Annotated in this window: 17 protein-coding genes; 11 read left to right on the top strand and 6 right to left on the bottom strand. The window is 27.9% G+C overall.

Going from position 1 to position 24,474, the window contains the following annotated elements; all coding sequences use genetic code 11:
- Nucleotides 1-50 precede the first annotated feature (50 nt).
- The 4 genes from ABGT36_RS13685 (at nucleotide 51) to ABGT36_RS13670 (ending at nucleotide 5,848) form a co-directional block, all read left to right on the top strand.
- Nucleotides 51-2,618 carry a sensor domain-containing diguanylate cyclase gene (locus ABGT36_RS13685; RefSeq protein ID WP_346678488.1) on the top strand — a complete coding sequence of 856 codons (2,568 nt, stop codon included), beginning with the start codon at nucleotides 51-53 and terminating at the stop codon, nucleotides 2,616-2,618.
- Nucleotides 2,619-2,628: 10 nt separating this feature from the next.
- Entirely contained in the window at nucleotides 2,629-4,188 is a 1,560-nt protein-coding gene (locus ABGT36_RS13680; RefSeq protein ID WP_087303328.1) for an amidohydrolase, read from the top strand.
- Nucleotides 4,189-4,830 (top strand): YggS family pyridoxal phosphate-dependent enzyme, encoded by a 642-nt coding sequence (locus ABGT36_RS13675; protein WP_087303330.1) that lies wholly within the window; start codon nucleotides 4,189-4,191, stop codon nucleotides 4,828-4,830.
- Between the two features lie 265 nt (nucleotides 4,831-5,095).
- Entirely contained in the window at nucleotides 5,096-5,848 is a 753-nt protein-coding gene (locus tag ABGT36_RS13670) for a sporulation initiation factor Spo0A C-terminal domain-containing protein (protein ID WP_087303332.1), read from the top strand.
- Between the two features lie 63 nt (nucleotides 5,849-5,911).
- Here ABGT36_RS13670 and spo0A read toward each other — a convergent pair whose 3' ends face one another.
- Nucleotides 5,912-6,727, bottom strand: coding sequence for a sporulation transcription factor Spo0A (gene spo0A / locus ABGT36_RS13665; protein WP_087303334.1), 816 nt, complete (start codon nucleotides 6,725-6,727; stop codon nucleotides 5,912-5,914).
- A 195-nt stretch (nucleotides 6,728-6,922) separates the two neighbouring features.
- Nucleotides 6,923-8,035: a transglutaminase domain-containing protein gene (locus ABGT36_RS13660; RefSeq protein ID WP_346678485.1), complete on the bottom strand. Its 1,113-nt coding sequence runs from the start codon at nucleotides 8,033-8,035 to the stop codon at nucleotides 6,923-6,925.
- A 214-nt stretch (nucleotides 8,036-8,249) separates the two neighbouring features.
- Here ABGT36_RS13660 and ABGT36_RS13655 point away from each other — a divergent pair, with 214 nt between their 5' ends.
- The 4 genes from ABGT36_RS13655 to ABGT36_RS13640 all read left to right on the top strand — a co-directional run bounded on the left by ABGT36_RS13655 (nucleotide 8,250) and on the right by ABGT36_RS13640 (nucleotide 14,361).
- Entirely contained in the window at nucleotides 8,250-9,761 is a 1,512-nt protein-coding gene (locus tag ABGT36_RS13655) for an LCP family protein (protein WP_346678483.1), read from the top strand.
- Between the two features lie 91 nt (nucleotides 9,762-9,852).
- Nucleotides 9,853-11,358, top strand: a complete 1,506-nt coding sequence (locus tag ABGT36_RS13650; RefSeq protein ID WP_300630165.1) for an LCP family protein — start codon at nucleotides 9,853-9,855, stop codon at nucleotides 11,356-11,358.
- A 253-nt stretch (nucleotides 11,359-11,611) separates the two neighbouring features.
- Complete coding sequence (locus ABGT36_RS13645) at nucleotides 11,612-12,643, top strand: hypothetical protein (protein ID WP_346678481.1); 1,032 nt, start codon at nucleotides 11,612-11,614, stop codon at nucleotides 12,641-12,643.
- Nucleotides 12,644-12,858: 215 nt separating this feature from the next.
- Complete coding sequence (locus ABGT36_RS13640; RefSeq protein ID WP_346678479.1) at nucleotides 12,859-14,361, top strand: L,D-transpeptidase family protein; 1,503 nt, start codon at nucleotides 12,859-12,861, stop codon at nucleotides 14,359-14,361.
- Between the two features lie 147 nt (nucleotides 14,362-14,508).
- On the opposite strand, the gene rfbB is transcribed toward ABGT36_RS13640, so the two are convergent.
- The 4 genes from rfbB to ABGT36_RS13620 all read right to left on the bottom strand — a co-directional run bounded on the left by rfbB (nucleotide 14,509) and on the right by ABGT36_RS13620 (nucleotide 18,331).
- Nucleotides 14,509-15,534, bottom strand: a complete 1,026-nt coding sequence (gene rfbB, locus ABGT36_RS13635) for a dTDP-glucose 4,6-dehydratase (RefSeq protein WP_087303239.1) — start codon at nucleotides 15,532-15,534, stop codon at nucleotides 14,509-14,511.
- Entirely contained in the window at nucleotides 15,535-16,110 is a 576-nt protein-coding gene (gene rfbC, locus ABGT36_RS13630) for a dTDP-4-dehydrorhamnose 3,5-epimerase (protein WP_087303241.1), read from the bottom strand.
- Between the two features lie 11 nt (nucleotides 16,111-16,121).
- Nucleotides 16,122-17,003, bottom strand: coding sequence for a glucose-1-phosphate thymidylyltransferase RfbA (gene rfbA / locus ABGT36_RS13625; protein ID WP_087303243.1), 882 nt, complete (start codon nucleotides 17,001-17,003; stop codon nucleotides 16,122-16,124).
- 164 nt (nucleotides 17,004-17,167) lie between these two features.
- Complete coding sequence (locus tag ABGT36_RS13620) at nucleotides 17,168-18,331, bottom strand: MerR family transcriptional regulator (protein WP_346678476.1); 1,164 nt, start codon at nucleotides 18,329-18,331, stop codon at nucleotides 17,168-17,170.
- Nucleotides 18,332-18,488: 157 nt separating this feature from the next.
- Here ABGT36_RS13620 and ABGT36_RS13615 point away from each other — a divergent pair, with 157 nt between their 5' ends.
- From ABGT36_RS13615 to ABGT36_RS13605, 3 genes are all read left to right on the top strand, one after another.
- On the top strand, nucleotides 18,489-19,331 hold the full coding sequence (locus ABGT36_RS13615; protein WP_346678474.1) for a YhjD/YihY/BrkB family envelope integrity protein: 843 nt from the start codon (nucleotides 18,489-18,491) through the stop codon (nucleotides 19,329-19,331).
- Between the two features lie 115 nt (nucleotides 19,332-19,446).
- Nucleotides 19,447-20,301 carry a YitT family protein gene (locus ABGT36_RS13610; protein ID WP_308698406.1) on the top strand — a complete coding sequence of 285 codons (855 nt, stop codon included), beginning with the start codon at nucleotides 19,447-19,449 and terminating at the stop codon, nucleotides 20,299-20,301.
- A 117-nt stretch (nucleotides 20,302-20,418) separates the two neighbouring features.
- Nucleotides 20,419-24,291 carry an Ig-like domain-containing protein gene (locus ABGT36_RS13605; protein ID WP_346678472.1) on the top strand — a complete coding sequence of 1,291 codons (3,873 nt, stop codon included), beginning with the start codon at nucleotides 20,419-20,421 and terminating at the stop codon, nucleotides 24,289-24,291.
- Nucleotides 24,292-24,474 lie beyond the last annotated feature (183 nt).

Raw genomic sequence — 24,474 nt, 5'->3', positions numbered from 1 at the left:
CTATGCAATAATGTTTTAATTAGATCAAAATAGTGGATATGGAGGGAAGTATGTTGCAAGTAAATAGTATTTATGAATTAATGGGAAAATTTAATAACGAATATAAATCGCTTTTAGATGTCATTGATAATGTAATTGTAGTGATTGATGAAAATTATAATCTATTATATAAGAATAAAGCATTTGATAAATATTTAAATAATTATTTTATTAAAGAAATATGCGCTAAAATAAAAAAATGGAACTTTTTAAATGAAAATAAATTAGAAATATTTGAGAATTATAATGACAAAACAATTAAAATTACAGTATTAAAAATATCTAATTATCATGGTAAATTAGAAGGATATTTTTTAGTTGCTAATAATATTGATGAATTATCAAAAGATAAAAATAAATTGGCTATCGATAAAGAGATTTATCAAATTGCTTTTAAGCAAGCTAATACATATTTATGGGAATATGATATTAAAGAAAGAAGCATAAAAGCATTATTTTGCCCTGATGAGGCCGTTTTACGAATCTTAGATCATAATAGAATATATTATAATATTCCTGAAAGTTTAGTAACAATGGATATTATAAGCAGTGAAGATAGTAAAAGAGTAGAAAAAATGTGCCAAGAAATGGCTGAAGGAAAACCACATAATCAAATTGAATTAAAAATGCGTAATTATGATGGAGAGTTTCAGTGGGTAAGATTAAATTGTACAACCATTTTTGATCAACAAAATCAACCGGTTAAAGCTATAGCTGCAGTAGAAAATATTAATAAATATGTTGAATTGAAAACAAAATATCAAATAGAACGAGAATATCGAGAAGTTTTAGGCAAAGATTCGTTATACTATATTGAAGTTGATTTATACAATAATAGAATTTTAAAACAGCATGTTGGAATTGATAATTTTATCACAGTAACAAATGGCAAAGACTATAGTGATTTTGTATATTCATTAGCTAATAATGTTAATGAAAATGACTATGAAAGAATCATCAAGGAATTAAGTACAGTTAATTTGTTGAAAGAGTATCAAAATGGCGAACATTATTTAAAGTTCGAATATCGGTTTTATAATCAAAAGACTAAGAAATATCATTTTGTAAAAGTATCTATTTTTCTGATTTGTATTAATGATCAGTTATATGCATGTGAATATATTAAGGATATTAATGAAAATAAAGTAAAAGATTTAGTGATGCAAAAAAAGATCGAGTTAGATCCACTAACTGGATTGTATAATCGAAAAGCAATAGAATTTAAAATAAACCAGCTTATAGAAAAAGCTCCTGATAGTAAACATGCAATTATGATATTAGATATTGATAATTTTAAAGCTATAAATGATAATTTTGGACATTTATATGGTGATGCCTTACTTTGTGAAATATCAAGAAAATTAAAATCATTATTTAGGATTGATGATTTAATTGCGCGGTTAGGTGGTGATGAATATCTAATATTAATGAAAAATATTCCTAATGTTCATATTGTAATTGAAAAAGCAAAAAGTATTTGTAAAAGTTTGAATAAACTGTATGGTGCTAGTGATATAAAAATTAATATATCTGTTTCAATTGGAATTGCTTTATATCCAAATCATGGTCATAATTTTAAAGAACTATATTTTCATAGTGATCAAGCGTTATATAAAGTGAAAAACGAAAATAAAAACGATATATATTTGTATACAGGTTCAATAACTAATCATATTAAAAGTGTAAACAATAAAAAAAGAATGGTTAAACAACCTGGAAATGCAATAATAAAAAATTTAGAGGATTATATTTTTAGAATCCTATATAGCTCACAAAATCTCCAAAAAACAATTAATGCTATTTTAGAATTATTAGAGATGCACTATAATTTGAAACAAAGTTTAATAATTACAAAAGATTTAATTGATGGAAAATATAAGATTATTAGCACGTTAAAGTATGAAGAAAAAATTAGAAACAATTTAATAGAATTATTATCATCGAATAAATTGAATGAATATGGAGAGTTGTTTAATCAAAATGGTATTTTATGGATTGATGATGTAGAAAATTTAAATGATAATAACGTATTAAAAAAAATATATAAAGACACTGAGATTAAATCTGTTATTCAATGTTTAATTAAAAGTGAAAATGATATTATTGGGATAATAAGTTTAGAATATCATGAATTATACCAATTTACTAATGAAGAAAAAGAAAATCTAATAACTGCTATTGCGATTATTAATACATTTATTGTAAAAAAATATCAGGAACAGGAAAAAAATTTGTATAGTCAAATAATGCAAAACATATTAGATTTTCAAGAAAACAGTATTTATATAATTAATCCAAATACATTTCGATTGATATATGTAAATAATCGAATAAGAAAAATGTATAAAAATATTAAAATAGGTGATTATTGTTATCGAACATTTTTGTCTAAAGAACAACAATGCGAAAATTGTCCTTTAAAAGAAATGAACAAAAACCAGGAAACTTATAATAAATTAATATATAATGATGCTATAGGGGCTAAGTTACAATTATATATTAGAAGAATCAAATGGATCAATGGTTGTGATGCGGTTTCTATTACATGTATAAATATTGATAAAAAGATAGATAGTTGAGGTAATTATAATGAAAATTTATTATAATGGAAATTTATATGGTCATAAAAAGGCAACAGCATTTGTTGAAAAACATGGCAAAATTATTTTTATTGGTAATGATGATGAAGCATTAAAATATAATGGTGATAGTATTGATTTAAAGAAAAAATATGTCTATCCTGGTTTTAATGATTCACATATGCATTTAGTTAATTATGGACAAAGTTTAAGAAATCTTTTATTAGAAAATCATACTGATTCATTAGCTGATCTTCTTGGAGAATTACAGCGTAATTTATTACCAGGAAAATGGCTAGTTGGGAGGGGCTGGAATCATGATTATTTTAAAGATGTTTCAAGATTTCCAACTCGTAAAGATTTAGATTCAATTAGTAAAGAAGACCCAATTGTAATTACAAGAGCTTGTGGACATATTTTAGTAGCTAATAGTAAAGCAATTGAATTAGCAAATATCCATGACCAAGAAGTTGAAGGGGGCAGTTATGATTTAGAAACTGGTATTTTTAAAGAAAATGCATTAAATTTAATCTATAATGCAATAGGCAAACCAACTGTAGATGATATTAAAGAGTCAATTATGATCGCTCAAAAAAGTTTAAATTCTTATGGGATAACTTCTGTACAAAGTGATGATTTTTTAAGTGCAACAGATAATTATCATGATGCACTAGAAGCATTAAAACAGTTAGATGCTGAAAATAAATTAACAGTGCGAGTATATGAACAAGCTCAATTTACCAATATAGTAACATTAAAAGAATTTGTTGATTCTGGATATCATACTGGAGTTGGAACTAATATGTTTAAGATTGGACCATTAAAAATGCTTGGTGATGGTTCACTTGGTGGACGGACTGCATATTTAAGTGAACCATATTATGATGATCCTACTACTCAAGGAATTCCTGTATATACTAAAGAAGAATTTAAAGAAATGTTTGATTTTGCAAATAAAAATCAAATGCAAATAGCTATTCATGCAATTGGTGATGGAATTCTTGATTGGATAATTGAAGCTTATGAATATGCTTTAGCTAACCATCCACGTCAAGATCATCGTCATGGTATTGTTCATTGTCAAATTACTCGCCAAGATCAATTGTTAAAAATAAAACAATTGCATCTACATGCATATATTCAAAGTATTTTTTTGGATTATGATAATCATATTGTTAATGAACGTGTAAAGCCAGAGATTGCTAAAACTTCTTATAATTTTAAAACATTGAAAGAAATTACTACTATTTCTAATGGTTCTGATTGTCCGGTTGAAAAACCTGATATCTTAAAAGGTATTCAACTAGCAATAACAAGAACATCAATTGATGGGACTGGACCATATTTAAAAGAGCAGTCTTTAACTAGAGAGGAAGCAATTGATTCATTTACTATTGATGGAGCATATGCTTCATTTGAAGAAAATATCAAAGGATCAATAGAAATTGGAAAATTTTGTGATCTAGTTATTCTAGAAAATGATATACTATCAGTAGACGTAAATAAAATAAAGGATATTAAAGTTCTTGCAACTATTATTGATGGAAATATTGTCTATGGAGGGATATAAATGATAGTAAATGAAGAAGCAGTAAAAGAAATATTAGCGCAAGTTAAAGGCGCTAAATTAGTAGCAGCTACAAAATATGTTGATTATCATGAAATTGAAAAACTAGAAGCTTTAGGTGTGAAGTATTTTGGTGAAAATCGTGTTCAGGCTTTTTTAGAAAAATATGAACATTACCATGGTAATGGAGAATTTCATTTTATAGGGACTTTGCAAACAAATAAAGTAAAATATATTATTGATAAAGTTACTTTAATTCATTCAATTGCAAGTTATTCATTAATTGATGAAGTTGAAAAGCAGGCTCGTAAACATGAATTAAAGATGCCAATTTTAGTGCAGGTCAATGTTGCTAAAGAAGAAAGTAAACATGGTTTTGAAGTTGAAGAAATTGAAGAAGTATTTGATTATTTAAAAAAATGTCCGCATTTAGAAGTAAAAGGATTAATGATGATGGCACCAAATATTAATCATGAAGAAACACGTGTTTATTTTAAACAAACTAAAGAATTATTTGATGACTTGAAAAACAAGTATCCAGAATTTCCAATGAGTGAGATTTCAATGGGAATGTCAAATGATTATCATGAAGCCATGGAATGTGGAGCAACATTAGTTAGAATTGGTAGTGCATTATTTAAATAATAAAATAAAGTTTATGGATTCAAGAGAAATTTTGAGTCCTTTTTTTATAAAATTATTGTGAATTTTTTTTATACACATAAGTTTTATATTCTAAACCACAAAAATTTGTTATACTTTTTTTGTTAGCCAGAAAGGGGGAAAATAAATAATGGGGATATTGAAGAAAATTTTGCTAATATGTAAATTTTTAGAAATTTAGTAAGAGATAAAAAACAGGGATAAAGTAAAGAGTGAGGAGAAATGTGGATAACATTGAAAAATTAAAATGGACAGTGAAATAACTATAGTAATATTGACAGAAGATCAAGAATTAAGAAAAAATTTGATAGGTAAGATTAAAGAACGGGAAAAATATGTTTTAAAAGCAGATTTTGATAGTGGCAGCGATTGTATAAATTATTTGTCAAGTAATAGTTGTGACTTATTAATTGTTGATTTGATATTAATGGAAATAGATGGACTTGGAATTGTTAAAAGAGTTAAGGAAATTAATTATAATGCGTTTCGAAATATTATTTGTATAAGTAATTTTAGTAGTGGAATGATATTTGATCAATTAGAAAAATTGAAAATTGATTATTATTTCAAAAAACCATTAAATTATAATTATTTTATGGAAATTATAAAAAATATTGTAAATGCAACAACAATTAACAAGATCGAATATAGTTCTAAAATAAATAATGAAAAAAGAGTTCATGATATATTAATTAAAATGGGAATGCCACGTCATTTAAGAGGCTTTTATTATTTAGTTACCGGGACTACAATGGTGATTGAAAATATTAATCTTTTAAGTGAGATTACTAGAGAGTTATATCCCAGAATTGCTAGAGCACATGGAACAACAGCTTCACGTGTTGAACAATCAATTCGGCATATAATTAAGAATACTTGGGAAAATGGAGATCAAGATGAATTAGATGATGTATTTGGTTATAGAATCAATCATCGTCCGTGTAATTCAGAGTTTATCTCAACGATTGTAGATAAGTTATTATTAGAAATTAGACAATAAAAATAAAGAATCAATGGAGATCTTTCATCTCATTGATTCTTTCTAAAAAGATAACTATAGATTTTATAAATAACTATGACGACTTGCGGCTTTGGTTTGGTGTTCTAAGCGCAATTTGTCAGCAATCATAGCAATAAATTCAGAATTAGTTGGTTTAGATTTAGCAGCACTGACAGTATAGCCGAAAATATCATCAATAGCATCAGTATTACCACGATTCCATGCAACTTCAATAGCATGCCGAATTGCTCTTTCAACTCGTGAAGCAGTAGTACTGTATTGGCGAGCAATATCTGGGTATAATACCTTTGTAACTTGTCCTAATAGTTCAATATTATAATAAGTAGATAAAATAGCGGTTCTTAAGTACATATAACCTTTAATATGAGCAGGGATTCCTACTTCATGTAATATATCAGTAATTTCATTTTCAAGTTTAATTTTTTGATATTTTTCAGATTCATCTTGTGACATCATTTTTATATCTTCTAAAGATACTTTCATTACTGAATTTAAAGTAGAGATGAAGTAATTAATATCAAAAGGTTGCTTAAAGCAATAACTAACACTTAATTTTTCTAACGTTTCACAGATCAAAGGATTTGTAAAACTTGTGATGCATACTACTTTATTATATGCACGATTGTTAATTTCTTTTAGTTTGTTTAAAACACCGATACCATCAATATTACTTAACATTAAATCAATAATCAGTAAATCGCAAGTATTATTAGATAAATAATTTAAACAGCTAACAGCACTATCACTATTACCAATAACGGTAAAATTATTAGTGGCCAATAAGCTATCCTTAATATTTTTCAATAAATCTTTGTTTTCTTCTAAAATGTACACTGTATACTTTTTTACGTCTGTCATCTTTGTATTCCCCTTTCGTTTTAGTGACAAAATTTATTATATTTATACAGTTTAAAAGAGAAAAGGGTTTAGAAACAGATAATTCTTGATTTAGAAAACTAGCTAATATAGTTCCTTAATACAATAAAGTTTTCGTTAAAATTCGTGAAGAAATCTCGAAAATTTAATTAAAATAACGACCGTTGTCGAGAAGCATTAAGACATTTTAAAAATTAAAATATTTAAAGAATCTAAGTAAAAATATTGAATAGAATAAGAACCAGAAGCGTATTGATTGTATAAATCAAACATTTCTTCGTTATCAATTAAATTAGTTTTTGCTTGTTGATAGCAGCTATCACTAAATTTAAATTCCATCCAATTAATACCATTGCTACGATAATTGCCTACCATTGATTTCAATAGATTTAAATCATAACTTTCATTATAGTAATTTTCATAATCAAAATAGCAGTACTTACCATTAATTGTATTTTCATAATCACTTGTAGGTTGATAAAGTTTTAACATTGTATCAGAATCAAACATAAAATATGAATACATTGTAAAAGCATTTTGTTCATCAACATAATCACCCCAGGTAGCATCAAGATAATAGTAATCACCATCAAGTTCAATTAAATTCCAGGCATGACTAGAATTATCACTATCATTCAAAGCTTTGCCAACAATATAGGCAGAATTAATATCAATAGCTTCACATAAATATTGAATGGCTTTGACATAACCACTACAAACAGTATTACCATATATTAAAGCACTTGTAATGTATTGATTATCTTTAGCCTCATCAACATAAGTATTTTTTTCGATAACATAATTATAAATAGCTTTTAATTTATCGTAGTCACTACTATTAGAATCCAATGAACTAATAAATTGATTACGAATATTTTCCAGTTGTTTTGTTAGTTCTGTTACTTCATCTTGATTATAGGTATAAATTGGTTTGTAATAACAGACATCAACTTGATTTTGTAATTCAAAATAGTTGAAATAAAATATTTCTGGATGATCGTATAGTACATATTCGTTAATACTTACTATTTGTTCATAATCCGCTGAAGGTAATTCAATTTTAGATTGATAGTTAATTAGACAGTTATAAATACTACTATAAATCTCCTTTTCTTTAGTAGATAAATTATTGTAGTAATATAAATAGCTAGTATCATCATTAAGTTGACTATTATCGATATCAACATTTTCTTTTGAATCAGTTTTCTCTTCTCGAACCGGTGTTTCAATAAAATCACAACCAGTCAGTAAAAATAAAGGGATGAGGATAATTATTAAAAATTTTTTCATTTTGGATTAGCTCCTTTTGTAAATAGTCTTTTTATTAGTATACCATATTACTAAATTATATAGATATAATCAGTATAATTGATATAAATATTAATTTTTATAAATAAATTCTTACAAATTTATTAAATTTTTTCATAATTTCGCCATAAATTTGTATTATAAAAAAGAATATGATATTATTTAACGGTAAAAAGTACTAAAATAGGAGGCTTCTATGAAGAAAAAAAATAAGTTTATAAGTTTTATAACTTCCAAATACTTAATTTTAGCGGTTCAATTGATCGCAACAGCAATTTTTGTATATTTTGTGTACCAGTTAAAAGTGGTGCCAACTAAATACTTTATTCCTGGATGTATAGGATTAGTTTTACTAATTATTATTTTCTTCTTTATTATGAAAAGTGGACAGAAGAAAATAGACAAGGGTCTACGTAGTAAAAGATCAATAATTACTAAATTAGTGAGTTTATTGGTAAGTATCCTATTAATGGTAGCTTCTACATTTGTAGTTAGAGGAAACGATTTTTTTAATCAAGTAAGTGAAGCAACTACGCAAAATTATCTTGTTTCTGTAATTACAATGAAAGATCATGAAGCAACAAAATTAAAAGATCTTGATGGAGCAAATTTTGGTGTATCATATCAATATGATACAACAACAGTGACAAGAGCAATTGCCGATATGGAAGAAGAAATCGGTGAACAAAAACATATGAATAGATATGAAGAATATAGTGCTCTAGCAGATGCTTTATATAATGGTGAAGTTGATGCTATTATTGTTGGACAAGAATACGATGCAATGTTAGAAATCAATCATCCAAGTTTTAAAGATGAAACTAAAGTAATTAAATCATATGAATATGAATCTAAATTAACAGTTAATACAAAACAAACAAATGTAACTGAAAATACATTTACTGTTTATGTTACAGGAATTGATACATATGGTTCAGTAAATACTGTTTCTCGTAGTGATGTTAACTTATTAGTAACTGTTAATCCTGTTGAAAAACAAATTTTAATGACTAGTATCCCTCGTGACTGTGAAATTAAATTAAATAAAAATGGTGAGATGGATAAATTAACGCATACTGGTATTTATGGTACGGCAGAAACAATTAGTACAATTGAAGATTTCTTAGATATTCAAATTAACTATTTTGCACGTACTAATTTCAGTGGAATTACTAATATTGTCGATGCTTTGGGCGGAGTAACAGTTAATTCAGATTATGAATTTACGACACTACACGGTAACTATGAAATTGTAAAAGGTGAAAACGAAATGGATGGCGATAAGGCATTATGTTTCGTTAGAGAACGTTATTCATTACCAAATGGCGATTTTGACCGCGGTAAAAATCAACAAAAATTATTAGAAGCAATGCTTGATAAAGCAATGTCAGCAAAAATTATTACTAATTTTGATAATATTTTAAGTGCTATTGAAGGAACATTTGAAACTGATATGTCAAGTGAAGAAATTAGATCATTACTTAATATGCAGCTAGATGATATGGCTGAATGGGAAGTATTTGATATTCAAGTAACTGGAGAAGGTTACATGACAGACGAAACTTACTCAATGTCAGGATCTAATGTATATGTTATGAAACCGTATAGAAAACAAGTTAACTTAATTAAAGATGTTATTGATAAAATCGAAGCCGGAGAACGTATTAGCAAAGATGATATAAAAGATATAACAGATTATGAAGGTTAGAGCTTTTGATTAAGCTCTAATTTTTTTTACAAATATAGCTATATTATGACATTACATTATGTTATTATATAAGGTGCAATGAGGTGAAGATATGAAACGAAAAAAAAAGAAAGGAATATTATCTAAGCTTTTATCTAAAGGAGTTATCTTAACTTTTCAATTAATAGCTTCTATTGTATTCTTAGCATATATATATAGTTTAAAGATGTTACCATTAAGATATTATTTAATCCTGGTGGTAATTTTATTAGTCTTGTTTTTAGGTGAAGTTATTTGGATAACTTCAGGTGCTCGTAAAAAAAGACGTACAGGCAAACGCTTTAGAATTTTTATTAGTAAATTTACAAGTGTCTTACTTTCAATATTTATGATTACAGTCAGTGTTTTTGCTGCAAGAGGAAATGACTTTATTAATAACATTACAAATGCATTTACTCAGACAAGAGTTATCGCTGTATATGTAATGAAAAACAGTGATATTGAAAAAGTTGAAGATTTAAAAGGAAAAACTATTGGTGTTGAAAATAAAACTAGTGTTTCTAATATTACTGATGCACTAGCTCAAATTCAAGATCAAATTGGTAGCGAACCAAAGAAAAAAAATTATGATGATTACGCTGTATTAGCAGACGCTTTATATAAAAATGAAGTTGATTGCATCATTGCTGATCAATCATACTTAGGAATATTAGAAACTAATCATGAATCTTTCAGCGATGAAACTAGAGTAGTTTACCAAATGGAAGTAGAAGAAAAAATAAATACTGTAACAACTAAAACAGATGTTACTGAAAATTCTTTTATCGTTTATATTACTGGAATTGATACTTATGGATCAGTAAATACTATTTCAAGAGCTGATGTTAATTTACTTGTTTGTGTTAATCCGGTTGAAAAACAAATATTAATGGTAAGTATTCCACGAGATACTAAAGTTAATTTACACATGAATGGTAAAATGGATAAGATTAACCATTCGGCGATGTATGGAATAAATGAAACGATTCAAACGTTAGAAGATTTCTTGGATTTAAAAGTTAATTACTATGCTAAAACTAATTTCTCTGGTGTAACTAATATTATTGATGCATTAGGTGGTGTAACAGTAAATTCAGATTATGCATTTACAACATTGCATGGTAATTACAAAATTGTAAAAGGTAAAAATCAAATGGATGGCGATAAAGCATTATGCTTTGTTAGAGAACGTTATGCTTTACCAAATGGCGATTTTGATCGTGGTAAAAATCAACAGAAATTATTAAAAGCTATTATCGATAAGGCAATATCACCTAAAATTATTACTAATTACAATAATATTCTGTCAGCTGTTGAAGGAACATTTGAAACAGATATGGCTAGTGATGATATCAAAGCATTAATAAATATGCAACTAGATGATATGGCAGAATGGGATATGTTCAATGTTCAAGTAACAGGAGATCCTGAATATACGTACAAAACATATTCTCAAAAAGGACAAAGAACATATGTTACTGCTCCTGATAAAGATAAATTAGAAGATATCAAAAATGTAATTGATAAAGTTGAAAATGGTGAAAAGATTTCTAGTAAAGATGTAAAAGGATTGCAATAAAAATTATAAGTAACAAATTAGTAAATCTAGTTTGTTACTTTTTTATATTTATTGCTTATAAAAATGAGATAAATTTGAGATAATATATAGTATTTTATATGTTATAATATAACTGTCTTTAAAATAACTTTGGCATATTAAACAATAAAAATTATTTAAATATTATAGTAATGGAGTGTTAATATGAAATATGCCAATAAGATGTTTTTTAATAATCAAACTTATTTATCTTTAGTAACTGGTGGTGCTGTCTATGGATAATTATACAGCTACAGTTATTAATCAATCGATCATCAATAATGATTCTAAAAGTGTAAAGCTTGATGAAACCTGTAAAGTTCTTCTTAGTGATACCCAGATATTAGCACATATTTTAAAATATGTCGTTGATGAATTGCGTGATTTTACGATTGAGGAAATCCAGGAAATCATCCCAGCTAATATTAATCATGAACCGGTATTTCCAGGTAATCGAGTAGTTAAAACCAGTAATAATGAATCAATCATTCCTGGAGAAGGAATACTAAGATTTGATGTCCATTTTGAACTTGATGTTCCTAAAAGAAATAAACAAAGAGCTTGTAAGCTGCAGATCAATATCGAAGCTCAAAACAGTATCTATAATGATTATAAGATAGTAACAAGAGGGATAGCTTATATAAGCCGACTGATATCTAAGCAAGTTAAAACAGTAATCAATGGTGATAATTATCAAAAGATGCAAAAGACATATTCAATCTGGTTAATGCCTCAAGCACCATTAAAATATGATGGAACGATCAGGATATATAGTCTACAAGAAAAAGTGGAATCAGGAATACCGTTAAAAGAAAAAGAAGCCTATGATAAGATCAAGATAGCAACGATTTATACAAGCAGTAAACATGAAATAAGCCAAAAGTATGAACAGAATGATGAATTATTAAGAGTAGTGATGTTACTGTTTGGAATGAGCAGAAGAAGTGTTCAAGAGATAAGGGGAATCTTAGAAAAAGAATATGGTTTTAAAATGAGTAAAGAGTTAAAGAAAGGAGTTGAAAATATGTGTAACTTAGCGCAAGGATTAATAATAGAAAATAAATATGAGATATTAATAAATCTGTTAGAGCAAACCGATATTTCATTAAAGAAGATAATGAAGATAGTAGGATTGGTAAAAAAAGAAGAAGTTAAGGAAATGACAGATAGACTAATAGAAGATTTAACTTTAAAAGAAGGATATATAAATGGAAAACCAACTACTATAACATTAGAAAGAATAATCAATGAAACAAATGGGAATTGATTCCTTTTTGTTTCATTTTTGCAAATGATAAAATAAATTTCATTAAAAATATTATGCTTTTTTGATTTCATAATGATGAAATAATATTATTGCTTTTTATTAAAATATTACTAATTGGTGGATTTTTTTGTTAATTATGAGAATTAATTGAAACATAGAATTTTTGTGCTATAATTGATGAGAAAACGGTTTTAATTTGTAAGGAGAGATTGTCTTTGGAAATAAAAAAACATAAGCTTAAGCTTAAAAAAAACGTTAAAATTATAATTGGCTTATTAGTAGCAATAATAGTATTATTGATTTTTGTAAACGTATATTATAGTAATCGCTGGTATCCTAATACAAATATAAGCGGTGTTGATGTTTCAAATATGACGTTTGATGAAAGTAAGGAAGCAATTGCCGATAAAGTTGAAAAATATTCATTAAAAATAGTTGGTAAAGATGGTTTATCAGTTACTGTTAATGGTGATGATGTTGGACTTACGGTTGAATATGAAAAGAATTTAGAAGATGATTTTGAAGAGCATAAAAGTAATCGTAGTTTCTTTGTTTTTTTAAGTAATCACGATCATAATTTAGAAGCAGATGCTTCATACAATCAAGAAGCATTAAATTCAATAATTAACAATTCAAATTTGATAACCGGAACTGAAGGAAACCCAATTGTTGCTTCAACAAATGCATATATTACATATGATGAAGATACAAAAAGTGGAAAAATTGTTGAAGCTACAACAGGAAACGAAATTAACATTGATAAATTAAATGAATTAATTAATAAGTCTTTTAGTAATCTTACTTCTAAATTAGATTTAAGTGAAAATAATGATGCTTATAAACAGCCTACAGTTAATTTAGATGAAGATAAATTAAATGAGATGTTACAAACATATAATAGTTATTTATTAAATTGGATTACTTGGGATATGGGTGAAAATACAACTGAAACAATGGCACCAAGTGATATAAAAAATTGGTTAAGTACTAATGATGCTGGTGAAGTTATACTTGATCAAGATGCAATGGAAGAATGGATAGAAGATTTTTGTTTAAAATATAAAACAGTAGGAAAAGAAAGATCATTTACAACTCATAATGGTAATGTTATTCAAATATCAGGTGGTGATTATGGATGGCGTTTAGACTATGATGCCATTGTTGAACAAGTTAAAAAAATAATCACAGAAGAAACTGATCAGTCATTGATTAATAATTATATTGAAGATCCAAATAAAGAAAACAAAAAGGCTTTAACTACAGAATTGGAACCTGAATATTCTAATAAAGGACATAAAAAAGATTACGAAAATTTTGAAAATGATTGGGATACCCAAAATTATAGTGAAATTGATTTAACTGAACAAAGAGTTTATGTATATCGTAATGGACAACTAGCATACAGCTGCATTTGTGTTAGTGGACTACCAACTTCAGAACAAGATCGTATAACTCGTACAGGTGTTTGGTATATTAAAGAAAAGAAACCAGAGAAAGTATTAGTTGGTGAAGATTATGAAACACCTGTTAAATATTGGATTAGAATTAAGTGGACTGGTACAGGTTATCATGCTCTTGATCGTAGTGATTGGGATAAATGGACACCTGATTTATATAAGACAAGAGGATCACATGGATGTTTAAATCTTCAAGAAAATGATGCAAAAATGCTATATGAGTTAATTAATATTAATGATCCTGTATTTATTCACTATTAAAATAAAAGTTCTAGAAGATTATTTCCTTCTAGAACTTTTTTACAATTTAATTAATGGATTTATTTAAAGAAAAAAACCGTGTTATGATACGATTTTCTAGTATAAAATAACTTAACTAATCTTATCATAAATCACGGTTTAATTATTTTATTTTACTTTTCCAGCATACATTTTTTCAAAATAATTTTGGTATTCACCAGATAAAATATTTTGCCACCATTCTTTGTTATCTAAATACCATTGAATAGTTTGTTGGATTCCAGTATCAAAATTATATTTTGGTTTCCATCCAAGTTCTGTTTCTAATTTAGTAGGATCAATAGCATATCTTCTATCATGACCTTTTCTATCTTCAACAAATTTGATTAAAGATTCAGGTTTGTTTAAAGCTTTTAAGATAGTTTTAACAACTTCTAAGTTAGTTCTTTCATTATGTCCACCAACATTATAAACTTCACCAACACGACCATTTCTAATGATTAAGTCAATTGCAACACAGTGATCATATACATGTAACCAGTCACGAACGTTATCACCTTTACCATATACAGGTAATTCTTCATCAGCTAAAGCTCTAGAAATCATTAATGGGATAAGTTTTTCTGGGAAATGATATGGCCCATAGTTATTAGAACATCTAGAGATAGTTACTGGTAATCCATAAGTACGATGATAAGCTAATACAAATAAATCTGCAGAAGCTTTTGAAGAACTATATGGACTAGATGTATGTAATGGAGTTGTTTCTGTAAAGAATAAATCTGGACGATCTAATGGTAAATCTCCATATACTTCATCAGTAGAAACTTGATGATATCTTTTTACTCCAAATTCTTTAGCTGCATCTAATAAAGTAGTAGTTCCCATTACGTTTGTTTTAACAAAGATTTCAGGATCTGTGATACTTCTATCAACATGTGATTCTGCAGCAAAGTTTACTACAACATCAAATTTTTCTTTTTCAAATAAATCAAAGATGAATTTACGATCAGCAATATCACCTCTAACAAATTTATAATTTGGTTTACCTTCAACTGGTTTACAAGTTTCTAAATTACCAGCATAAGTTAATAAATCTAAGTTTACAATCATATCTTCTGGATATTTATTTACCATATAATGAACAAAGTTTCCACCAATGAACCCTGCTCCACCTGTTACTAAAATTTTCATTTATTTATCTCCTTCGTATACAAATTGATTATTTGATTCTTCTAATGTTGGACCAGTCATATCTTTTTCACTTAATACTGGTTCAATGCCATCTAATAATTTACCCCAATCAACATTACATGTAGGATCATCATAACGCATACCACCTTCAGATTCTTTGTTGTACACGTTATCTACTTTATATCTAAATTCTACGTTTTCAGTTAAAGTTAAAAATCCATGAGCAAAACCTTGAGGAATAAAGAATTGACGATGATTTTCTTCACTTAATTCTACAGATACCCATTTACCATAAGTAGGACTTCCTTTACGAATATCAACAGCAACGTCAATAACTTTTCCTTTAGTGCAAGAAACTAATTTAGATTGTGCATATGGTGGATTTTGCCAATGCAAACCTCTTAATGTTCCTTTTTGTCCGCTAAATGACATGTTGTCTTGAACGAAATCAACAGTTACCCCTAATTTTTCATATTTAGGTTTAGAGTAAGTCTCTGTAAAATAACCACGATGGTCACCAAAAACATCTGTTTCAATAATTAATACTCCAGGAATTTCAGTTTCAATTACTTTCATATAATTTCTCCTTATTGATCAATAAATTTACCATCTAAAACATCTTTTAAATATTTACCATATTGATTTTTCTTATATAGTTCATAAGATGAATTTAGTTGTTCTTTAGAAATCCAGCCATTATTATAAGCTATTTCTTCAAGACATGCAATTTTACGATTTTGATGAGTTTCTACAGTTTTAACAAAGTTAGTAGCATCAACTAAACTTTCATGAGTTCCTGTATCTAACCATGTAAATCCACGACCTAATAATGTTACATCTAAAGAACCATTATCAAGATAAATTTTATTTAAATCAGTGATTTCTAATTCACCACGAGCACTTGGTTTAATGCTTTTTGCATATTTAACTACATTACTGTCATAGAAATATAAACCAGTAACAGCATAATTTGATTTAGGTTTTGCTGGTTTTTCTTCTAAAGAAACAGCTCTACCATTTTCATCAAATTCAACAACCCCAAATCTTTCAGGATCATCAACATAGTATCCAAATACTGTTGCTCCGCTAGTTTTATTAGCTGCAGCTCTTAGTCTTTTACTTAATCCATGACCATGGAAAATATTATCTCCTAAAATCATTGCGCAAGAATCACCATCAATAAATTCTTCACCTAAAATGAACGCTTGAGCAAGTCCATCTGGAGAAGGTTGCACTTTATATTGAAGTGAGATACCAAATTGACTACCATCACCTAATAATTCTTCAAATCTAGGTGTATCATCAGGTGTTGAGATAATTAAAATATCTTTAATGCCTGCTTCCATTAAAATGCTTAATGGATAATAAATCATTGGTTTGTCATAAATTGGTAATAATTGTTTACTTGTTACTTGTGTTAGAGGATATAATCTTGTCCCAGATCCTCCCGCTAATACGATACCTTTCATAAAAAGCCTCCTTATATACATATTTATATTAAACCCTAACGTAACGTAAGGGTCAATAGATATTTGAAAATTATTAAGAATAATCAACATATTTTATATATTATAAACATTTAAAATATCTTTAATTAAAATAAAACAGAGATTTTTTTAAATCTCTGCAAAAATTATTTAGTACATATAAATAGACCCGAATCTTTTGTGATTTTTATACCATTAGATTTCTTTATCAAATCCTCAATATATTTTTTAAATTCATTCATTCTATTAACAAGAATATCATTTTGATTACCATGACAGCTAAGTATATAGTCAATTAAAGGCTGTGCTTGGGTAATCATTAAAGAGTCTTCATATTTTCTTAATTCAATATAATTAAAGTATTTTGATAATATTTCATGACCATTTTCTAAACCAAAATAATCTGATAATGGTTCATCTGATAAACTAATACGATTATCAAAATTTTTAGCAATTTCATCAATTTCTTGCATATGCTTTTTACTGTAAGTAGTACAATAAAAAGTTCCTCTAGATTTTAAAACACGACTAATCTGAGATAAACCTAAATCAAGATCTTTTAAATAAAATAAAACATGATTAGCAATAATGGTATCAAAATAATTGTTTTTAAAAGGAATATTATGACAATCAATAACTAAATAATTATAATCATTACCTAGCTTTTCCTTTACTTCTTCAATCATTCCTTCAGAGTTATCCGATAAAAAAATTTCACGATTACGAAGATTATAATGATTATTTTCCCAAAGTTTACCATTACCACAACCAATTTCTAATAATCGATAGACAGTTGAAAAATCAATTTGTTCAAATAACCAAGGAAACCATCCTTGCGGATTAGTAGAAAATAAATCATGTAATTTTATCCGGGTTTTTAAATTTTTAGCATTCATATAGTTTTCAACAATGTTTTCATCAATAGCTGATAATTTAATTAATTCAATTATTTTGTCCCAAGCAATATTGTTTTTACTAATTAATCGTTCGGTAGCTTTTAATGAATCTTTTAAATTATTTAAATGCTTTATTTTTTGATCAATTAAGTTTGTTTGTAATTGAATAGAGTGTAAGAAACTGTCTTGATCATTATCTTGGATTAGTGGATAGATTTCTTCAAGAGAAAAACCTAATTCTTTTAAACAAAGAATTTTTTGTAAAGTTATTAAATCTTGATTGCAATAACGACGATAGCCGTTTTCTAAAATCATCGTTGGTTTCAATAATCCTATTTTATCATAGTATCTAATTGTTCTTATTGTTACTCCTGCCAATTTGGCAAATTCACCTGTTGAATATAATTTTTCCATAGCTTTATTATAAGATGATAGATTATTTTTTAAAAGTTAATTTTAAAACAAATTGTAATGAATTTATAAAGATTTTGTTAAATAAAATTGTATTAAAAAAGATACTTTTGTATAATTAAATAAATAGAACATACTAAAAATAGGGAAGGTGGGGAAGATGGAAAAGGCAATTGATAAAGTAAAAGAAATTGTTTTTAAGATTTATGATCGGGTTAATAATCGAATATTAGATTATCGTTATAAGGTTAATAAAAATGCGGGATTATGTTTTTCTTATTATTTGATTATGTCGATTATTCCTATTTGTTCGCTGATTGCTTTTTTTGCTTCAGTGTTGAATGTTGATTTATCTGTTATTGAAGAAGTATTACAAAAATATTTGACACCAGAATTTGCCAGTGTTGTTGTTGGGTCTTTGAATTCTAGTCATATTACACTATCTTCAATAGTCGTTCTTTGTATGTCATTATTTGTAGTTAGTCGAGGAATTAATCAGTTATATGGCATTTCAAAAAATTTATTTCCTTCGGCACATGAAAGAAATATTATAGTTGAACAGATTTTAATGATTGTAAAAACAATAGCTGTTTTTGTTTTGTTGTTATTGATAATATCTTTATTAACAATTTTGCCGGTTGTTAGTTATTTTGTAGATTTAAGTGGTATTTTTATGTTAGGAGATTTATATTTATTTTTAGTATTTTTTGTGATTTTATTTTTATTGTATAAAATTATTCCTGATGTACATGTGCATGTTTTTGATATTGTAAAAGGAGCTGCTGTTGCTAGTTTGTTGATGTTGATATTATTGACAGGTTTACAATTTTATTTTGGAATAGCTGATTATACATCTGTATATGGACCACTAGCTTCGATTGTAGTTGTTATGATTTCATGTTCATTAATTGCAGAAATGATATTTATTGGGATGTATGTGATGTTTGAAGCGCATATGAAAAGATTAATTATTGAGATGAAAAAACATAATAATTTAGCATAATATTATAAAAACATTGGTGCTTGTAAGATATTAACAATATCAATGTTTTTTTATTTGTATTATTTTATGTTATGCATTAGAATAAGTGTGTTATAAATAAAGAAAGAGTGAGATGATGAAAGATATTAAAAATATTGTAGGGATATTATTAGGTAATACTATTTATGCATTAGGGGTAACGATGTTTATTTTACCTAATAATTTGATTACTGGTGGAACTACAGGGATGGCAATGCTTGTTAATGCAACTACTGGTTTTTCAATTACATTGTTTGTTTCAATATTTAATATAACAATGTTCTTATTGGGGTGGAAAGTATTAGGGAAAAAGTTTGCTATTACTACTTTGATTAGTTCTTTTTATTATCCATTTATTTTGGGTGTATTACAGGAAATATTTAAAAATGAAATAATGAGTAATGATACATTATTATGTGTTATTTTAGCTGGTTTGATGATTGGAGCAGCTATTGGAATCGTTATTCGTTGTGGAGCTAGTACCGGAGGAATGGATATACCACCATTAATTTTAAATAAAAAATTAGGGATTCCTGTATCAGTAAGTATGTATGGATTTGATTTTGTGATTTTACTTGGTCAAATGATTATCCGTGATCGGGAAATGGTTTTTTATGGTATTTTATTAGTTTTAATTTATACAATTGTATTGGATAAAGTGCTAGTAATTGGAAAATCACAAATACAAGTTAAAATAGTAAGTGCTAAGCATCAAGAAATTAATGAGATGGTAATAAATGTTCTTGATCGAGGAACAACTTTAATTCATAGTGAAACTGGGTTTAAACACAACCCTTATCCAGTTGTACTTACAGTAGTTAATAATCGTGAACTAACACAATTAAATAATTATGTTTATAATATTGATCCTGATGCATTTATGATCATTAATAAGGTAAATGAAGTCAGAGGTAAAGGATTTTCTAGTGCTAAAAAATATGAAGCAAAATAATGTAAAGCCATCTTTTAATGAGATGGTTTTTTTGTGATTTAATTATGATTAAATTCAATAGATATTTACAAATATTTCTTAGGAGGTATATAATAATCGTTGTTGGGAGGTGAATAGATGAAAAGAAAAATATTAGCTTGTACATTAGTTTTTTTAATGGTTTTTAGTAATCAAGTATATGCATTGGATAATGAAACCGATTTAAATGATGACTTATCTAAATACACATATACTGTAAGTGATGATCCAAATTTTGTTGATGGAACAATGTCAAATCCAGATGGCTATGAAGAATCAGGGGTTGAAATTAAAAATGGTCATACAGACATAATCTACCAATCAAAAGCACGAGGTAGTGGATACGATTTACAGTGGCGTATTGAAAATGGGAAAAAGGTTATGTATGACGGATATGGTAATCGCTTTGGTTATGGAGAATGTAAGCAAGTTATTGATGTATCTTCTCATAATGGTGGCGTTGATTGGAATTCAGTAAAGAATAGTGGAATTGATGGTGCTATACTAAGAATTACATCATTTGCAGGTGGAACAATGCATGAAGATGATCAATTTGCAGCAAATTTAGCTGGTTGTCGTAATAATGGCTTGCCTTTTGGAGTATATATGTATAGTTATGCTGATAATACAGCAGAAGCTGCAAATGAAGCAAATTACGTTGTTGGTTTATTAAGAAAATATGGTGTTCGTCCTTCAGAATTAGGATATTCTGTTTATTATGATTTAGAAGGAAATAGTAGTACATCGCATTTAACAGTTGATCAAAATGCAGCTAATGTAGAAACGTTTGTTAGTATTTTATCTGCAAACGGATATCCAGTAAATGTTTATAGTTATACAAGTTATTTAAATACAAATTTAAATAGCAGTAGAATTCATAAATATATTTCTTGGGTTGCTCAATATGGAAGAGCATTAACTTTCAAAAATAATTACTATACTGGTAATTATGGGTGGCAATATCGTTCTAACGGAAGAGTGAATGGGGTTGCTGGTGATGTAGATGTAAGTTGTTTTTCAAATTTTTATGGTTATGATAGTGAAAATCATGTAAATGAAGAATTAGGACGTGATCCTAGTACGCCTAATATTGAATATCGTGCTAAATCAAATACATTAGGATGGTTACCTTATTTTGTTGAACCTAATACTGCAGGAACAACCGGAAGAAGTTTTCCATTATATCAATTACAAATTAAATTAAATAATGCTTTAAATTCTGCACATTTATCAGGAACTGTAAAAACATCTAACAGTACTTTAGAATATGCAAATATTGAAAGTAATACTTTGATAGGTACTGATGGTGTAGCAATGAGACAGGTTAAATTTAATTTGGAAAATGTACCTGGATATCATCTTGAATATAGGGTTCATAGCGCTGATATTGGTTGGCAAGATTGGGTTCTAGAAGGGAATTTCGCAGGAAATGCTAGTAAAGATATTCAGGCAATTGATTTCAGATTAGTTCAAGATGATAGTGTAACTGTAAAATATCCACAAATCTATTATCGAGGACATATTTCAGATTTAGGATGGCTAGAATATGTTCCAGATATGCAAGTTGCAGGAGAACCTGGCAGTGGAAAGTCTATGGAGGCTTTAAATATTGGATTCGACAACCCTGATGAAGACTATATACTAAGTGGTAGTGTATATGTTGCTGATCAAGGTTGGAAAAATTATGATTCTATTGATAGTAATACAGTAATAGGAACTACTGGTCAATCAAAAGCTATAAAAGCTATAAAATTGGATTTGAAAGGATTATCAGGTTATTCAATTGAGTATTCTGTGTATATAACTGGAAAAGGTTGGCAAAATTGGACTTCAAGTAATGAAATTGCAGGAGATACTGTCAATAACATTGAAGGAATTAAAATAAGATTAAATTATGATAATTCAAAAATTGCTAAAGTAGAATTAGATAAAACTAATTTAACTATGAATTTAGATAGTAATGAAACGCTAATTGCTAGAGTTAGACCTGATGATACAACGATGGATAAAACTCTTGTTTGGCAAAGTAGTGATCCATCAATTGTAAGTGTTGATCAAAATGGTAATCTAACCGCTCATAAAATTGGAAAAACTACAATAACAGTAACTACAATTAATGGATTAAGTGCAAATTGCGATGTTAAAGTAATAATTCCAATTACAGAAGTAAAATTAGATAAAACAAAGATAACATTAGAAAAAGCAGATACAACTACATTAACAACAACAATTCTTCCAGAAAATACTACAGAAGATAAAACTATTACGTGGTCTAGTGAAAATGAAGCTGTAGCTAAGGTAGATAAAAATGGAAAGATTACTGCTGTAGATGCTGGAACAACTAATATTGTCGCTACAACTAGTAACGGTATAACTGCTAAATGTTCAGTAACTGTGACAAGTAAAATTACAGATGTTTCTTTAAATAAAACAACACTAGAAATTGAAAAAAATGAATCTGAAACATTAGTAGCTACAATAGATCCTGAAAATACTACAGATGACAAAACTTTAACCTGGACAACAAGCAATAAAGAAGTTGCAGAAGTAGACAGCAATGGAAAAGTAACAGGGAAAAGTGAAGGAACAGCAACAATAACAGTAAAAACAAGCAATGGGCTTACAGCCAGCTGTAAAGTAACAGTCACAAAACAAACCCCAATATTAACTTATCAAGCACATGTAGAAGATATTGGTTGGCAAGAATATGTTAAAGATGGTCAAAAAGCCGGTACAACAGAACAATCAAAACAAATAGAAGCAATAAAAATTCAATTGTCTAATATTGAAAGTTATGATGGTAACATACAGTATCAAAGTCATGTTGAAAATCTTGGCTGGCAAGATTGGCGTCAAAATAATGAAATATCAGGAACAACCGGTGAATCAAAACAAATAGAAGCAATTCGCATACAATTAACAGGAGAATTGGCAGAAAGTTATGATATTTATTATCGAGTACATGTACAGGAGTTAGGCTGGATGGACTGGGCAAGCAATGGAGCGAGTGCCGGAACAGCGGGCTATAGTTATCGAATCGAAGCGATAGAAATCAGATTAGTGGAAAAAGGAAAAGGAGCTCCAGGAGCAACGGAGAAACCATTTGTACAGCATTATGTAAGCTATAAAACACATGCTCAGGATTATGGATGGTTATCGAAGGTTTATGATGGAAACATATCAGGAACAACTGGAGAATCAAAAAGATTAGAAGCATTAATGATTTCGTTAGAAGGAGCCCAATATAGTGGAAGTATAGAATACCAATCACATGTACAAGATATAGGATGGCAGAACTGGGTAAGCAATGGAGCAATATCTGGAACGACAAATCAGTCAAAACAGATAGAAGCTATAAAAATAAAACTTACAGGAGATATGTCAAATCATTATGATATTTATTATCGAGTGCATGTACAAGAGTTAGGCTGGATGGACTGGGCAAGCAATGGAGCGAGTGCTGGAACAGCAGGATATAGTTATCGGATAGAAGCTATACAAATAGAATTAGTAGAAAAAGGTGAAAAAGCTCCAGGAAATACAGAAAAACCATTTGTACAACATTATGTAAGCTATAAAACACATGCTCAGGATTATGGATGGTTATCGAAGGTTTATGATGGGAATTTATCAGGAACAGCGAATCAGTCAAAAAAATTAGAAGCGATAACAATGGCATTAGAAGGAGCACAGTATAGTGGAAATATAGAATATCGTACACATATAGAAGATATAGGATGGCAAAATTGGCGAGTTAATGGAGCAATGGCCGGAACAACAGGACAATCTAAAGGTATAGAAGCGATAGAAATCAGATTGACAGGAGAGATGGCAAAACATTATAACGTTGAATATCGAGTATATGTGGAAGGTAAAGGTTGGCAAAGTAAAATGAAGAATGGGGAAACAGCCGGAACAACAGGAGAATCCAGACAGATAGAGGCAATAGAGATAACGCTTATTGAAAAATAATTTACTAACCATATTGATTAAAAATTTTAGTAAATAGATTATCATTAAAAAATGTACGAGAAATCGTACATTTTTTTGATATAAAATTCAATAGATTTATTAATTGATAGAATTATCGGATTCTTATAGTTTTATGTTATTGAGCATATCAAAGGAGAGCATTTTAAAATAAAAATATATATT

The organism is Erysipelatoclostridium sp. An173, assembly GCF_963931465.1.
Lineage (GTDB): Bacteria > Bacillota_I > Bacilli_A > Erysipelotrichales > Coprobacillaceae > Thomasclavelia > Thomasclavelia merdavium.
This window is presented reverse-complemented; position numbering and strand designations above follow the sequence as displayed.